At 71.3% G+C, this 14,776-nt stretch carries 12 protein-coding genes; 10 read left to right on the top strand and 2 right to left on the bottom strand.

Features of this window, described 5'->3' with window-relative positions; all coding sequences use genetic code 11:
• The first annotated feature begins 41 nt into the window (after nucleotides 1-41).
• The 10 genes from AC07FT_RS26880 to AC07FT_RS26835 all read left to right on the top strand — a co-directional run bounded on the left by AC07FT_RS26880 (nucleotide 42) and on the right by AC07FT_RS26835 (nucleotide 12,297).
• Nucleotides 42-1,424 (top strand): cytidylyltransferase domain-containing protein, encoded by a 1,383-nt coding sequence (locus AC07FT_RS26880; protein ID WP_479178495.1) that lies wholly within the window; start codon nucleotides 42-44, stop codon nucleotides 1,422-1,424.
• Nucleotides 1,425-2,357, top strand: coding sequence for an N-acetylneuraminate synthase family protein (locus AC07FT_RS26875; RefSeq protein WP_479178403.1), 933 nt, complete (start codon nucleotides 1,425-1,427; stop codon nucleotides 2,355-2,357).
• Between the two features lie 136 nt (nucleotides 2,358-2,493).
• Nucleotides 2,494-3,726 (top strand): hypothetical protein, encoded by a 1,233-nt coding sequence (locus AC07FT_RS26870; protein WP_479178402.1) that lies wholly within the window; start codon nucleotides 2,494-2,496, stop codon nucleotides 3,724-3,726.
• A 179-nt stretch (nucleotides 3,727-3,905) separates the two neighbouring features.
• Nucleotides 3,906-5,138 (top strand): amidohydrolase, encoded by a 1,233-nt coding sequence (locus AC07FT_RS26865; protein ID WP_479178493.1) that lies wholly within the window; start codon nucleotides 3,906-3,908, stop codon nucleotides 5,136-5,138.
• Between the two features lie 163 nt (nucleotides 5,139-5,301).
• Nucleotides 5,302-6,336: a BMP family lipoprotein gene (locus AC07FT_RS26860; protein ID WP_479178400.1), complete on the top strand. Its 1,035-nt coding sequence runs from the start codon at nucleotides 5,302-5,304 to the stop codon at nucleotides 6,334-6,336.
• Nucleotides 6,337-6,431: 95 nt separating this feature from the next.
• On the top strand, nucleotides 6,432-8,084 hold the full coding sequence (locus AC07FT_RS26855) for an ABC transporter ATP-binding protein (protein ID WP_471201247.1): 1,653 nt from the start codon (nucleotides 6,432-6,434) through the stop codon (nucleotides 8,082-8,084).
• Nucleotides 8,081-9,205, top strand: coding sequence for an ABC transporter permease (locus tag AC07FT_RS26850; protein ID WP_471200867.1), 1,125 nt, complete (start codon nucleotides 8,081-8,083; stop codon nucleotides 9,203-9,205). The genes AC07FT_RS26855 and AC07FT_RS26850 overlap by 4 nt, the downstream gene beginning before the upstream one ends.
• Complete coding sequence (locus AC07FT_RS26845) at nucleotides 9,202-10,497, top strand: ABC transporter permease (protein WP_471200864.1); 1,296 nt, start codon at nucleotides 9,202-9,204, stop codon at nucleotides 10,495-10,497. Before AC07FT_RS26850 ends, AC07FT_RS26845 begins: the two co-directional genes overlap by 4 nt.
• On the top strand, nucleotides 10,494-10,910 hold the full coding sequence (locus tag AC07FT_RS26840; RefSeq protein WP_479178398.1) for a cytidine deaminase: 417 nt from the start codon (nucleotides 10,494-10,496) through the stop codon (nucleotides 10,908-10,910). Before AC07FT_RS26845 ends, AC07FT_RS26840 begins: the two co-directional genes overlap by 4 nt.
• Nucleotides 10,911-11,019: 109 nt before the next feature.
• A complete protein-coding gene (locus tag AC07FT_RS26835; RefSeq protein WP_479178396.1) occupies nucleotides 11,020-12,297 on the top strand; it encodes a thymidine phosphorylase in 1,278 nt (425 codons plus the stop codon).
• Between the two features lie 68 nt (nucleotides 12,298-12,365).
• On the opposite strand, the gene AC07FT_RS26830 is transcribed toward AC07FT_RS26835, so the two are convergent.
• Both AC07FT_RS26830 and AC07FT_RS26825 read right to left on the bottom strand, forming a co-directional pair.
• Complete coding sequence (locus AC07FT_RS26830; RefSeq protein WP_479178395.1) at nucleotides 12,366-13,664, bottom strand: ricin-type beta-trefoil lectin domain protein; 1,299 nt, start codon at nucleotides 13,662-13,664, stop codon at nucleotides 12,366-12,368.
• 90 nt (nucleotides 13,665-13,754) lie between these two features.
• Nucleotides 13,755-14,771 carry a LysR family transcriptional regulator gene (locus AC07FT_RS26825; RefSeq protein ID WP_479178393.1) on the bottom strand — a complete coding sequence of 339 codons (1,017 nt, stop codon included), beginning with the start codon at nucleotides 14,769-14,771 and terminating at the stop codon, nucleotides 13,755-13,757.
• Nucleotides 14,772-14,776: the final 5 nt, after the last annotated feature.

Here is a 14,776-nt window from a genome sequence, read left to right as displayed (position 1 = left end):
CCGCCCCCGCGACCACCTGCCCACGCACCGAAGGAGCCGCGATGCCCCCGTCCTCCGACCGGCGAGTACTCGCCGTGATCCCCGCCCGCGGCGGATCCAAGGGCGTCCCCGCCAAGAACCTGGCCGCCGTCGGCGGCGTACCGCTGGTGGCGCGGGCCGTCCGGGAGTGCCGGGCCAGCCGCCTGGTGACGGACGTGGTGGTGTCCACCGACGACTCCGGGATCGCCGCCGCGGCCCGCGGCGCGGGCGCCGAGGTGGTCCACCGGCCCCCGGCCATCGCGGGCGACACCGCCACCAGCGAGGCCGCGGTGATCCACGCCATGGACAGCTGCGAGGCGCTCGGCGGCGGACCGGTGGACGTGGTGCTGCTGGTCCAGTGCACGAGCCCGTTCCTGGTCCGCGAGGACATCGACGGAGTGGCCGCGGCGGTGGTCGAGAAGGGCGCCGACAGCGCCCTGACCGTCGCCCCGTTCCACGGCTTCGTCTGGCGCGAGGACGAGAACAGCGGCGCCCCGACCGCACCGACGGCGGTCTCCTCCGTCCCGGGCAGCGCGGTTCCGGCCGCGGCCGGAACCGCGGGTGACGCCGCGAGCCCGGCCGACGCCGAGCCGGGGGGCGGGACCGCGGCAGCCTCCGCCATGCCCGACGCGGCGCCCGCCGCGCCGGCAGGCGTGAACCCGGTCCCCGCCGCCGCAGGCGGCATGGGCGTCAACCACGACAAGGCGTACCGCCCGCGCCGTCAGGACCGCCCGCAGGACTTCCTGGAGACCGGCGCCGCCTACGCGATGGACGCCCGGGGCTTCCGCGAGGCCGGGCACCGCTTCTTCGGCCGTACCGACCTGGTGCGCACCGACGCCGCCCGGGTGCTGGAGGTCGACGATCCGCACGACCTGGCCCGCGCCCGCGCGTTGGCGCCGCTGCTGGACCCGGGCCGGGCGGGCTCCCTCCCCACCCGCGACGACATCGACGCGGTGGTACTCGACTTCGACGGCACCCAGACCGACGACAGGGTGCTGATCGACTCCGAAGGACGTGAACTCGTCGCCGTGCACCGCGGTGACGGGCTCGGGATCGCCGCCCTGCGCCGGGCGGAGCTCGCGCTGCTGATCCTGTCCACGGAGAAGAACCCGGTCGTCGCCGCACGGGCCCGCAAACTCCAGGTCCCCGTGCTCCACGGCATCGACCGAAAAGATCTCGCACTGAAGCAGTGGTGCGAGGAGCAGGGCATCGCGCCGGAGCGCGTGCTCTACGTCGGCAACGACGTCAACGACCTCCCGTGCTTCGGCCTCGTCGGCTGGCCCGTGGCGGTCTCAGGTGCGCACGACGTCGTGCGCGGCGCAGCGCGCGCGGTCACCTCCACCCCCGGCGGTGACGGCGCGATCCGCGAGATCGCCTCGTGGATTCTCGGAAAGGAACTGTCTTAAGTGAGCTCCATCTCCCGCCTCCGCACCCTCGGCGACAAGACCGCCGGCCCCGGTCAGCCGGTCTACGTCACCGGTGAGATCGGCATCAACCACAACGGCGACCTGGAGAACGCGTTCAAGCTGATCGACGCGGCCGCCGACGCGGGCTGCGACGCGGTCAAGTTCCAGAAGCGAACCCCGGAGATCTGCACCCCTCGCGACCAGTGGGACATCGAGCGCGACACCCCCTGGGGCCGGATGACCTACATCGACTACCGCCACCGCGTGGAGTTCGGTGAGGACGAGTACCGCGCCATCGACGAGCACTGCAAGAAGCGCGGCATCTCCTGGTTCGCCTCCCCGTGGGACACCGAGGCCGTCGCCTTCCTGGAGAAGTTCGACGTCCCGGCCCACAAGGTGGCCTCCGCCTCGCTGACCGACGACGAGCTGCTGCGCGCCCTGCGGGCGACCGGCCGCACGATCATCCTGTCGACGGGCATGTCCACCCCCAAGCAGATCCGTCACGCGGTCGAGGTGCTGGGCAGCGACAACATCCTGCTCTGCCACGCCACCTCCACCTACCCGGCGAAGGCCGAGGAGCTCAACCTGCGCGTGATCAACACGCTCCAGGCCGAGTACCCCAACGTGCCGATCGGCTACTCCGGCCACGAGACCGGTCTGCAGACCACGCTGGCCGCCGTCGCGCTCGGCGCGACCTTCATCGAGCGCCACATCACCCTGGACCGCGCCATGTGGGGTTCGGACCAGGCCGCGTCGGTGGAGCCGCAGGGCCTGACGCGCCTCGTCCGTGACATCCGCGTGGTCGAGGAGTCGCTGGGCGACGGCGTCAAGAAGGTCTACGAGAGCGAGCTCGGCCCGATGAAGAAGCTGCGCCGGGTCCCGGGTGTCGTCGCCGAGGGCGAGACCGCCGAGCGCGAGCCGGTCGCGGTCTGAGACACCTCGACGTGAACCCACCGGCCGGTGAGACCGGCCCGCGCCCGGAGACGGCGGGCGGCCCCGAACACTCGGGAGCCGCCCGCCGGGTCCGGGCCCTTCCCCCGGACGGTGCGATGCCCTCGTGGACGGTGTGATGCCCCCCGCCCCCTCGTCACCCCCGAGCACCCTCGCCTTCGTGGAGAGCCCGGTCCAGCTGCTCAACGTGCTGGAGTGGGCGTACGCGGACGTGCGGCGCGGTACTACGGGACCGGAGCGGCCGCCGTCGCTGGGCGCGGCCCTGGACCTCACCGTGGTGGTGCTCTCCCCGCACGATCCGATGACCCGCGGCCAGCTGCGCCGGATGGCCGAGCTGGCCCGCGACGAGGGCCTCACGGTGCGCTGGGAGGACGCGCGCGGCGGGGCGGGCGCCCCGCTGAAGACCATCGGCGGACTGCGCGGACCGCTGCGCCGCGCCGGGCGGATCGTCATCGGCGATCCCTTCTCCCGCTACGTCCAGCTGCTGCTGACCCTCACCCGCGCCCGGGACCTGGTCGTGGTGGACGACGGCACGGCCACCATGGAGTTCATCTCCCAGCTCGCGGGCGGGGAGCGGCTGGAGCGCTGGCACCGCCGCGGCAGCGGCCGAGGGGCGCGCGAGCTGGTCTTCGCGCCGGTGTCGGCCACCGCACGCCGTCGGCTCACCCCGGGCGACAAGCGCCGGGTCGAGGTCTTCAGCTCCATGCCGGTCGAACCGCCCCCCGGCGTGACCGTCACCGCCCATGACTTCGCCTGGACCCGGTCCCGCTTCGGCCCGCCCCGGCTCACCCGCGGTACCGATCTGGTGGGCACCTCGCTGGTGGAGACCGGGGTGGTGGACCTGGAGCGCTATCTGGAGGCGGTCGCCGGTCTGGCCCGTGCCCACGGCGCCACCCGCTACTTCGCGCACCGCCGGGAGAGCGCCGAGAAGCTGCACCGGGTCTCGGCCGAGGTGGGGCTGGAGATCGTACGGCCCGATCTGCCGCTGGAGCTGATAGCGCGCCGCGGCCCCATCGGCCACACCATCGTGAGCTTCCCCTCGACCGTGGTGCACACCCTCCCGCTGGCGCTGGTGGGCACCGGGGTGCAGGTCGCGGTCTGCGATGTGGACCCCGCCTGGCTGACGAGCGACGCCTCGCCGCGCGCGCAGGGCTTCCTGTCGGGCGTCACCGGTACCGCCCGGGACGTGACCCGGCTGGGCCCGCCCCCCGGGGCGGCGACCGGCCCGTCTCCCGGCCCGTCTCCCGGCGCGGCGACCGGGACGGCCCCGGCACCGCCGGTGCCGCCGACACCGCCCGCGTCGTCCCCGGGGCGGCCCGCGACCCCCGGGACCGCCGTGGCAGCTTCCTGACAGCATCGCTCGGACGGGCGTGTGGCGCTTCTCACGACAAAGCGGACTGTTATACCCCCTGACTAGGGAGATCATGCGCCGGGAGGGGGACTTTTCCTTCCCCGATCCGGTTGAAGTTTTGTTGATCGACATTCGGACGGCCGGGTCGCCGTTCTACGCTTCTTCAGGTGAAGCAATTGATGTCCCTCGATGAGACCGATGCCACACCCACCGCCGACGCGGCACTGCCCGGTGCGCTCCCCGACGCGCTCCGCGCCGAACTGATCGCCTTCCGGCGGGATTTGCATATGCACCCGGAGCTCGGCAACTGCGAGTTCCGCACCACGGCCGCGATCAAGGCGCGGCTGGAGCGTGCGGGCCTCACTCCGCGGGTGCTTCCCTCCGGCACCGGTCTCATCTGTGACATCGGCCCCCAGGACAGCCTGTCGACGACACTGCCGCTGCTCGCGCTGCGCGCCGACATCGACGGACTGCCGATCCCGGACACCAAGACCGTCCCCTACCGCTCGACCTTCGCCGACCGGGCCCACGCCTGCGGCCACGATGTGCACACCACCGTGGTGCTCGGCGCCGGCCTGGTGCTGGCCGAGCTGGCCCGTGAGGGGCGGCTGCACCGCCCCGTGCGGCTGCTGTTCCAGCCCGCCGAGGAGGTGCTGCCCGGCGGCGCGGCCGACGCGATGGAGGCGGGGGTGCTGGACGGCGTGGGCCGGATCCTGGCCCTGCACTGCGACCCCAAGGTCGAGGTCGGCCGGATCGGGCTGCGCACCGGGCCGATCACCTCGGCCTGCGACCGGCTGGAGATCTCCCTCGACGGGCCCGGCGGCCACACCGCGCGCCCGCATCTGACCACCGACCTGGTGACCGCCACCGCCAAGGTGATCACCGAGGTGCCCGCACTGCTGGCCCGCCGGGCCGACGCCCGTTCCGGGCTCGCCCTGACCTGGGGGCGGGTGGAGTCCGGTCACGCCTGCAACGTCATCCCGCAGCACGCCGAGCTGTCCGGAACCGTGCGCTGTCTGGACCTGCCCGCCTGGCGCGAGGCCCCGGACCTGGTGCACGCCGCGGTGGACGAGATCGCCACCCTGCACCGGGCCAAGTCGGAGATCAACTACATCCGAGGGGTCCCCCCGGTGGTCAATGAGGTGAGCTCCACCGAGCTGCTGCGTGACGCCATGGTCGCCCGGCGTGGTTCGACCGCGGTCGAGGGCACCGAACAGAGCCTCGGCGGCGAGGACTTCTCCTGGTACCTGGAGCGGGTGCCGGGCGCGATGGCCCGGCTGGGCGTCCGCCGGGTCGGCGACACCACCCGGCGCGATCTGCACTGCGGTGACTTCGATGTGGACGAGGGCGCCATCCAGGTCGGCGTGGAGCTGTTCACCGCGGCCGCGCTGCTCGACCGGAACCTTCTGTAGACCCCGCGTCACCGCCCCGTCACCCCCTCGCGCCCCCTCGGTCAAGGCACGTTCGCGACGATCCGATAACGGCTTCCGAGGGGGGCTTTATCTGACATCTACGCGCGTTACGATGCGGCGGAGCCAGCGCCAAAGGAGGCGCTTCGAGTCAGAGGGGACCCTCGTGCGCCGGGTATCCAGGATAGTTGTCGCGGGGCTTGCCACCGCGGCCCTCGCATTCTCCGCCACCGCCTGTGGCAGCAGTTCGGAATCAGGAAGCAAGGACAAGGGCATCGGCCTGGCCTATGACGTGGGCGGCCGCGGTGACCACTCCTTCAACGACTCCGCCGCCAAGGGCTACGACAAGGCCAAGAAGGACTTCAAGATCGGCGGCAAGGAGCTGACGGCGAAGGACGGCGACACCGACGCCGACCGCTACGACAAGCTCGCCAGCCTCGCCGAGGAGGGCTACAACCCGGTCATCGGCGTCGGCTACGCGTGGACCCCCTCGCTCTCCAAGGCCGCCAAGAAGTACAAGGACACCGACTTCGCGATCGTCGACTCGGTCGTCGACCTCAAGAACGTCGCGAGCCTGGTCTCCGCCGAGCACGAGGGCTCCTACCTCGCCGGTGTGGCCGCCGGCCTGAAGACCAAGACCAACAAGGTCGGCTTCATCGGTGGTACCGACAGCGCGCTGATCAAGAAGTTCGCGGGTGGCTTCCAGCAGGGCCTGAAGGACACCAACCCCAAGGCGTCGCTCAACGTCCAGTGGGTCCAGGTCGGTTCGGCCAAGGGCTTCGGCATGCCCGACCGCGGCAAGGACATCGCGGACGGCATGCTCTCCAACAAGGTTGACGTGATCTTCTCGGCGGCCGGCGGCTCCGGCGCGGGCGCCATCGAGGCCACCGCCAAGAAGAAGGGCACCTGGTCGATCGGTGTCGACGGCGACCAGTACTACGACAAGGGCCTGGCCCAGTACAAGCACACGATCATGACCTCGATGATCAAGACCGTGGACGGCTCGGTCTACGACTTCATCAAGAGCGTGGCCAAGGACAAGAAGCCCGAGAGCGGCATCCAGTCCTACGACCTGAAGCGCGGCGGCGTCTCCCTCTCCTACTCCGGCGGATTCATCGACGACATCAAGCCGAAGATCGAGACGGCCAAGAAGAAGATCATCGACGGCAAGATCAAGGTGGCTGACACCTACAAGGACTGATCTCCTTCCGCCACGGACCCGGGGGACCCGCCGTCCGCCCGGGTCCGTGGCACTCCCCGGCCAGCCCCACCGCTCACGCCCCTCAGGAGTGCGCCATCAAAGCCGCCAGCCCGCCCCAGGGCGCCCCCGCCGGCGACGTCCAGGACATCGCCGTTGAACTCCGCGGAATCACCAAGCGGTTCCCCGGAGTCGTCGCCAACCACGACATCGACATCACCGTGCGCCGCGGTACCGTCCACGCCCTCGTCGGCGAGAACGGTGCGGGCAAGTCGACCCTGATGAAGATCCTCTACGGGATGCAGCGCCCGGACGAGGGCACCATCGCGCTCGACGGCGACACGGTCGAACTGCACTCCCCGGCGGACGCGATATCCCGCGGCGTGGGCATGGTGCACCAGCACTTCATGCTGGCCGACAACTTCACGGTGCTGGAGAACGTCGTCCTCGGCGCGGAGAAGCTGCACGGCATCGGCGCCAAGGCGCGCGCCAGGATCAGGGAGATCTCCGACTCCTACGGTCTGGGGGTGCGCCCCGACGCCCTCGTGGAGGAGCTCGGTGTCGCCGACCGCCAGCGGGTGGAGATCCTCAAGGTCCTCTACCGCGGCGCCCGGACGCTGATCCTCGACGAGCCGACCGCGGTCCTGGTGCCGCAGGAGGTCGACGCGCTCTTCGACAACCTCCGCGAGCTCAAGTCCGAGGGCCTCACCGTCATCTTCATCTCCCACAAGCTGGGCGAGGTGCTCTCGGTGGCCGATGACATCACCGTCATCCGGCGCGGCACCACGGTGGCCTCCGTCGTCCCCTCCGAGACCAACCCCCGGCAGCTCGCCGAGCTGATGGTCGGCAGCGAACTGCCCTCCCCGGAGACCCGCGAGTCCACCGTCACCGACCAGAAGATGCTGACCGTCGACGGTCTGCGGCTGACCGCCACCGATGTGGACGGTGTGGAGCGCGCGGTGCTCGACGGCATCGACTTCACCATCCACAAGGGCGAAGTCCTGGGCATCGCCGGTGTGGAGGGCAACGGCCAGGCCGAACTGGTCGAGGCCGTCATGGGCATCCGGGACCCCGACGCGGGTGTCATCACCCTCGACGGCGCCGACATCTCGCACGCCCCCACCCGCAAGCGGCGTGAGGACGGCATCGGTTACATCCCCGAGGACCGCCACCGGCACGCCCTGCTGCTGGAGGCCCCGCTGTGGGAGAACCGCATCCTCGGCCATGTCACCGAGGAGCCCAACAGCAAGGGCGGACTGCTCAACCCGGGCGCCGCGCGCCGTGACACCGAGCGCATCGTCGCCGAGTACGACGTGCGCACCCCCGGTATCGAGGTCACCGCGGCCTCCCTGTCCGGCGGCAACCAGCAGAAGCTGATCATCGGCCGGGAGATGAGCCACCACCCCAAGCTGCTGATCGCCGCGCACCCCACCCGTGGTGTGGACGTCGGCGCCCAGGCGCAGATCTGGGACCAGATCCGGGCCGCCCGCCGCGAGGGCCTGGCGGTGCTGCTGATCTCGGCCGATCTCGATGAGCTGATCGGCCTGTCCGACACCCTGCGGGTGATGTACCGCGGCCGGCTGGTCGCCGACGCCGACCCCTGCACGATCACCCCGGAGGAACTGGGCTCGGCCATGACCGGCGCGGCGTCCGGCCATCTGGAGGGCTCGGCCGACGCCGACGCACCGGCCGACACCGTCCCGGCCGCCGCACCGGCCGACGCCGCCCCGGCTGGGGGAGAGGACCGATGAAGAAGTTCGACAAGGAGCGGATGCTCCTCGCGGTCGCGGCCCCGCTGCTCGCGATCGTCAGCGCGTTCCTGCTGACCGCACTGGTGCTGGCGGCGACCGGCAAGGCACCGTTCGAAGCCTTCGGCGTGATGTTCGAGTACGGGGTGAAGTCCGACAGCCAGGTCTACATCCTCAACAAGGCGACGACGTACTACCTGGCGGGTCTCGCGGTGGCCATCGGCTTCCGGATGAACCTGTTCAACATCGGCGTCGACGGCCAGTACCGGCTGGGCGCCTTCTTCGGCGCCGCCGCCGGTGGCGCGATGGGGCTGCCGGGTCTGGTGCAGATCCCGCTGATCATCCTGGTCGCCATGCTGGTCGGCGCGATGTGGGCGTCGATCGCCGGTCTGCTCAAGGTCTACCGCGGCGTCAGCGAGGTGATCAGCACCATCATGCTGAACTCCCTCGCGGGCATCCTCATCAGCTATCTGCTGGTGGACGGCCGACTGGGCGTCCTGGACAAGCAGACCAACATCGTGGCCACCAAGGCGCTGCCGGAGTCCAGCCACTTCTTCACCATCCCGGCCGGTGGCGACCTGGACCCGATCTGGGGCTTCATCGTCGTCGCCGTCCTCGCCGGGGTCGGCTTCTGGTTCCTGCTGGGCCGCACCCGGTTCGGCTTCGACCTGCGCGCGGTGGGCCGCTCCGAGTCCGCCGCCGAGGCCAGCGGTGTCAACGTCAAGCGCATGGTCCTCACCAGCATGCTGCTCTCCGGCGCGATGGCCGGTCTGATCGGCATGCCCACCGTGCTGAACGACACCCACCAGTTCACCGCCGACTTCCCCATCGGCGTGGGCTTCACCGGTATCGCCATCGCCCTGCTCGGCCGCAACAGCCCGGTCGGCATCGCCCTGGCCGCCCTGCTCTGGGGCTTCCTGGAGCGCGGTGCCAACCGGCTGGAGTTCGAGGGCTACGACAAGGAGATCGTCGGCGTGATGCAGGGCGTGATCGTCCTGTGCGTCGTCATCGCGTACGAACTGGTGCGCCGCTACGGCCTCAAGCGCCAGCAGCAGAAGGTCGGTGCGGAGCTCGCCGCCCAGGCCAAGGCCGCCAAGAGTGACAAGCAGGAGGTGCCGGCATGAGTGCCACGGTGACCACCACCAAGAGCACGGACACGCCGGGCAAGGCCGCGGGGCCCGCCTCCCGGATGTCCCTGGCCAAGGTGCTGCTGATCATCGCCGGGGCGCTGATCGCCCTGTCGGTGCTGCGGACCTTCGTCGACGCCGCCCAGCAGGCGGACTTCGACCGCGTCACCTCCGCCGACCAGATCGGCGCCGCGCTGGGCCTGGCGGTGCCCATCGGGCTCGCGGGCCTCGGCGGTCTGTGGGCCGAGCGGGCCGGTGTGGTCAACATCGGTCTCGAGGGCATGATGATCCTCGGCACCTTCTTCGGCGCCTGGGCCGGCTACCAGAGCAACCCCTGGATAGGTGTGCTCGCGGGTGTCCTCGGCGGCGCCCTCGGCGGTCTGGTCCACGCCGTCGCCACCGTCACCTTCGGGGTGGACCACATCATCTCCGGTGTGGCGATCAACATCCTCGCGCTCGGTGCCACCACCTATCTGGCCAAGCGCTGGTTCGAACCGCTGAGCGACATCGGCGGCTCGCCCAAGAACTCCCCGCAGGTCGACGACCTCCCGACGTTCACCGTGCCCGGTCTGTCCGACTGGCTGTCCACCCTGGAGAACCACCACTGGTTCGTGGTCTCGGACGTCGCCGGGATCCTCGGCGGTCTGGTCACCGACATCTCGGCGCTCACCGTGCTGACCCTCGTGCTGGTCGTCGGCAGCTTCTTCGTGCTGTGGAAGACCTCGTTCGGACTGCGGCTGCGGTCCTGCGGTGAGAACCCGACGGCGGCCGAGTCCCTGGGCGTCAACGTCTACCTGTACAAGTACGCGGCCGTGATCACCTCCGGTGCCCTGGCCGGCCTCGGCGGGGTCTTCCTCGCCCTGGTCCGCTCGCACATCTACAACGAGGGCCAGACCGGCGGCCGCGGCTACATCGGTCTCGCCGCGATGCTCTTCGGCAACTGGCGGCCCGGCGGGCTGGCGATGGGCGCGGGTCTCTTCGGCTACTCCGACGCCCTCCAGCTGCGCAACGGCGGTGCCACCGTGCACGCGCTGCTCCTGCTGGTGGCACTCGGCCTCGCTCTGCTGGCGGGCTGGCGGCTCTTCCGCAAGAGTTATCTGGCGGGCGCGACGGCCGGTGCCGGTGCGGTGCTGCTGATGGTCTGGTACCTGCTGACCGACACCGTCTCCAACGACCTGGTCGCCGGTACCCCGTACATCGTCACCCTGCTGGTGATGGCCCTGGCCTCACAACGGCTGCGGATGCCCAAGGCCAACAACCGGCCCTACCGGAAGGGACAGGGCACATGACGGCACCCGCTGCGGCGGCTCCCGACTGGGAGTCGCTGCGCGCGGCGGCCCGGGACGCGATGTCCCGGGCCTACGCCCCGTACTCCCGTTTCCCGGTGGGCGCCGCGGCGCTCGTCGACGACGGCCGCACGGTCACCGGGTGCAATGTGGAGAACGCGGCGTACGGTGTCGCCCTGTGCGCCGAATGCGGACTGGTCTCGGCGCTCTTCGCCTCCGGCGGCGGCCGGCTCACCGCCTTCACCTGCTGCGACGGCGAGGGCGCGGTGCTGATGCCCTGCGGCCGCTGCCGCCAGCTGCTGTGGGAGCACGGCGGCCCCGCCCTCCGGATCGACACGGCCTCCGGCGTCCGACCGCTCTCCGAGCTGCTGCCGGACGCCTTCGGCCCGGCCGACCTCGAACGCCTCGGCGCCTGACGGCGGCCTTCCGGGTGCGGTCCGGCCATCACCGGGCCGCACCCCCTCCTTCCCCGGCGCCCCGAACATGCGGCGCCCGCACCCGTTGAGAAAGGGCCCGCACCCCACCATGGACGCCATCTCCGTCATCCGCGCCAAGCGCGACGGCGGCCGCCTCGACGACGGCCAGATCGACTGGATCATCGACGCCTACACCCGCGGCGAGGTCGACCCCGAGCAGATGTCCGCGCTCGCGATGGCGATCTTCCTCAACGGGATGGACCGCTCGGAGATCGCCCGCTGGACCGCCGCCATGATCGCGTCCGGTGAGCGGATGGACTTCTCCTCGCTCGCCCGCCCCACCGCCGACAAGCACTCCACCGGCGGGGTGGGCGACAAGATCACCCTGCCGCTGGCGCCCCTGGTGGCCGCCTGCGGCGCCGCCGTACCGCAGCTCTCCGGCCGCGGTCTCGGCCACACCGGCGGCACCCTCGACAAGCTGGAGTCCATCCCCGGCTGGCGGGCGCTGCTGTCCAACGACGAGATGATGCACGTGCTGCGGGACGTCGGCTCGGTCATCTGCGCCGCCGGTGACGGGCTCGCCCCGGCCGACAAGAAGCTCTACGCGCTGCGCGATGTCACCGGCACCGTCGAGTCCATCCCGCTCATCGCCTCGTCGATCATGTCCAAGAAGATCGCCGAGGGCACCGGTTCGCTGGTGCTCGACGTGAAGGTCGGCTCCGGCGCCTTCATGAAGGACATCGACGCCGCCCGGGAGCTGGCCCGGACCATGGTGGGCCTGGGCACCGACCACGGCGTGCGCACCGTCGCGCTGCTCACCGACATGTCCACCCCGCTCGGTCTGACGGCGGGCAACGCGCTCGAGGTCCGCGAGTCCGTCGAGGTGCTGGCGGGCGGCGGTCCCGCCGATGTCGTGGACCTCACCCTCGCCCTGGCCCGGGAGATGCTCGACGCGGCGGGACTGCCCGACGCCGACCCGGCCAAGGCCCTCGCGGACGGCTCCGCGATGGACCACTGGCGCCGCATGATCGCCGCCCAGGGCGGCGACCCGGACGCGGAGCTGCCGGTCGCCCGTGAGCGGCAGGTGGTCCCGGCCACCGCCGACGGGGTGCTCACCCGGCTGGACGCCTACGCGGTCGGCGTCGCCGCCTGGCGGCTGGGCGCGGGCCGCGCCCGCAAGGAGGACCCGGTGCAGGCGGGCGCCGGTATCGAGATCCATGCCAAGCCGGGGGAGCGGGTCACCGCCGGTCAGCCGCTGCTGACCCTGCACACCGACACCCCCGAGAAGTTCGACTACGCCCTCCAGGCCCTGGACGGCGCGGTCGACTACGCCCCGGCCGGTACCGGGTTCACCGCCTCGCCCATCGTCATGGAACGCATCGCGTAACGCGCGGCGCACCGACGCGGAGGGCCGGACGGGGAAGTTCCCCGTCCGGCCCTCTCGGCGTGTAGGCGCTACTTCGGGGTGACCCAGACCTGCCGTTTGTTGCTGTTGGCCGAGTGGAGCTGGACCTTGGTGCTGTCGGCGGTGGAGCCACCGGTCACGTCGAGCACCTTGCCCGAGGCGACGTGGACGATCCGGCCCTTGGCGTTGACCGACCACTTCTGCGACGCCTTGCCGGTGCAGTCGGAGAGCTGGATCTTGTTGCCGTCGGTGGCCGCGTTGCCGGCGTTGTCCAGGCACTTGCCCAGGGCGCGGAAGGTGCCGTCCTGCTCCAGCAGCCAGGACTGGGCGGCACCGCCGTTGCAGCGGTAGAGCTGGATCTGGGTGCCGGCCGCGGCCTTGCCGCCCTTGACGTCGAGGCACTTGGCGCCCAGGCCGGTCACCCTGCCCTGCGGCGAGAGGGTGGCCCCGGCGCCCTTGGCGAGGTGGCGCAGGCCCTGCACGTCGAACTGCTGGACGTAGGTGCCCGCGCGCTTGTCCTGGTAGGCGTCGGCCGGGGTGCACATCACCGGCTTCTGGCCGGAGTCGCCGCCCTTGACGCAGTCGCCGCGCGCGGAGCTGCGGTTGGCGTGCGTCATACCCATCGTGTGCCCGAGCTCATGGCTGATGTGGTTGCGCATGAACGTCTCGCCCCAGGACGGCAGCGGCTTGCCCTCCGCCGTGAAGAACGAGCTGTCGATGTAGGCGTGGCCGCTGGTGACCGTGTCGGCCACCGACGAGGAGTAGAAGCCGCAGCTGAGGTTCTTGGTGCCGGAGCCGTCGTGGACGACCTTCCAGCCGTGGCTGCCGCCGTCCGCGGGGGGCACGCAGGGGCGCTTGAGCACGCCCATGACGATCTCGCCCCTGGGCCGCTCGTACTCCCAGCCGACCGGTGTGGTGTCCACGGTGATCGGCAGATGGGTGACCCGTCGGAGGTCCGCCGCGGTCGCCTTCGCGTAACGGGACAGCCAGTCCGCGGACTTCTGGTCGTAGAACTTGATCGTGTAGCCGGTGGCCAGCGCCTTGCCCGGACCGCCCAGCTTCCAGCCCTCACCGTGGGGCTGTGCCGCGGCGGCCTTGCGCTGCGCGGCGGGCGCCGCCTTCAGCGTCATGACGCCCTTGTCGAAGGTGGCGTCATCGGTGGCGGCCCCGGCGTTGTCCGTGACCGGCAGGGAGGGCGTGGACGGCTTCGCCGCCGCGGGCCGTTCCTCGTCGCCGGTGCCGAACGCGCTGGACGAGAGCACGCCGCCGGTGATCGCCGCCGCGGCGCACACCGCGACGATGGATATCCGGCGCTTCCTGCTGGAGCGCAGCTTTCTGTTGGATCGCAAGTCCCCGTTGCCCTTTCAGAGAAAGAACTCTTGTCGATGCCGGGCTTCGCCCGCCGGCGGCCCGAGTTGATCGAATGTTAGTCCAGGGCGTCAGTCCAGCAGTTGCCCCCTCCTGCTCAGCAGGAACCGCTTGAAGGCCGCCACCGGAGGGGTGTCCGGATGGCCGTCCAGCCAGGCGACGCCGATCTCCCGCACCGCGCGCGGCGCGGTGACCGTCAGTTCGGCCACTCCGGGGCGCCGCACCGCCGGGGGCGGCAGCAGCGCCACCCCCAGTCCGGCCGCCACCAGACCGCGGATGGTCTCGGCCTCCTCGCCCTCGAACGCGATCTTCGGGGTGAACCCCGCCTCGGCGCAGAGCGCGTCGGTGATCCGGCGCAGCCCGTAGCCCGGTTCGAGGGTGACGAACACCTCGGCGGCGGCCTCGGCCAGCCGGATCCGGCGGCGGTTCGCCAGCCGGTGGCCGTCCGGCACCACCAGCCGCAGCCGTTGTTCGTCCAGTCGGCGGGCGACGAGATCGGGGGCGTCGGGGACGGGGGAGGTCAGACAGAGGTCGAGGCCGCCCGCCCGCATCCGCTCGATCATCGCCTCGCCGTAGTTCTGCACCAGCTGGAAGCGGACCCGGGGATGGTCCACCCGGAAGGCGCGGATCAGTCCGGGCACCGTCTCCGAGCCGAGGGTGTGCAGAAAGCCGAACGAGACCCGTCCGGCGGCGGGATCGGCGTCCGCGCGTACCGACTCGGCGGCGCGGTCCACCTCGGCCAGGGCCCGTTCGACCGAGCGCAGAAAGGTCCGGCCCGCCGGGGTGAGCGCCACCGTGCGGCCGCGCCGGGCGAACAGCGCGACCCCGAGGTCCTCCTCCAGCCGGACCATCGCCCGGCTGAGCGTGGACTGCGGCACCCCGAGCTCCTGGGCGGCCCGGGTGACGTGCTCGTGGCGGGCGACGGCGGCGAACTGGGCGAGCCGCGGGGTGAGCGCCACCGCCCATGACTCCTCCTCCGCCTCCATTCCTCCTGTCACCGGAATGTCGTGTTCGTAACTGATGCGTGACACGTGCGCCCCTGACCTCGGCTCATGCTGTGGTGGAACGATTATCTTGATTCCGTGCATTGGAC

Source organism: Streptomyces sp. NPDC045899, assembly GCF_056431485.1.
This window is presented reverse-complemented; position numbering and strand designations above follow the sequence as displayed.

Excerpts from the sequence above, each read along its gene's own strand:
- AC07FT_RS26825 (WP_479178393.1), bottom strand. The coding sequence starts at position 14,771 with ATGCACGGAATCAAGATAATCGTTCCACCACAGCATGAGCCGAGGTCA.
- AC07FT_RS26835 (WP_479178396.1), top strand. The coding sequence starts at position 11,020 with ATGGACGCCATCTCCGTCATCCGCGCCAAGCGCGACGGCGGCCGCCTC.
- AC07FT_RS26870 (WP_479178402.1), top strand. The coding sequence starts at position 2,494 with ATGCCCCCCGCCCCCTCGTCACCCCCGAGCACCCTCGCCTTCGTGGAG.
- AC07FT_RS26840 (WP_479178398.1), top strand. The coding sequence starts at position 10,494 with ATGACGGCACCCGCTGCGGCGGCTCCCGACTGGGAGTCGCTGCGCGCG.
- AC07FT_RS26880 (WP_479178495.1), top strand. The coding sequence starts at position 42 with ATGCCCCCGTCCTCCGACCGGCGAGTACTCGCCGTGATCCCCGCCCGC.
- AC07FT_RS26845 (WP_471200864.1), top strand. The coding sequence starts at position 9,202 with ATGAGTGCCACGGTGACCACCACCAAGAGCACGGACACGCCGGGCAAG.
- AC07FT_RS26865 (WP_479178493.1), top strand. The coding sequence starts at position 3,906 with ATGTCCCTCGATGAGACCGATGCCACACCCACCGCCGACGCGGCACTG.
- AC07FT_RS26850 (WP_471200867.1), top strand. The coding sequence starts at position 8,081 with ATGAAGAAGTTCGACAAGGAGCGGATGCTCCTCGCGGTCGCGGCCCCG.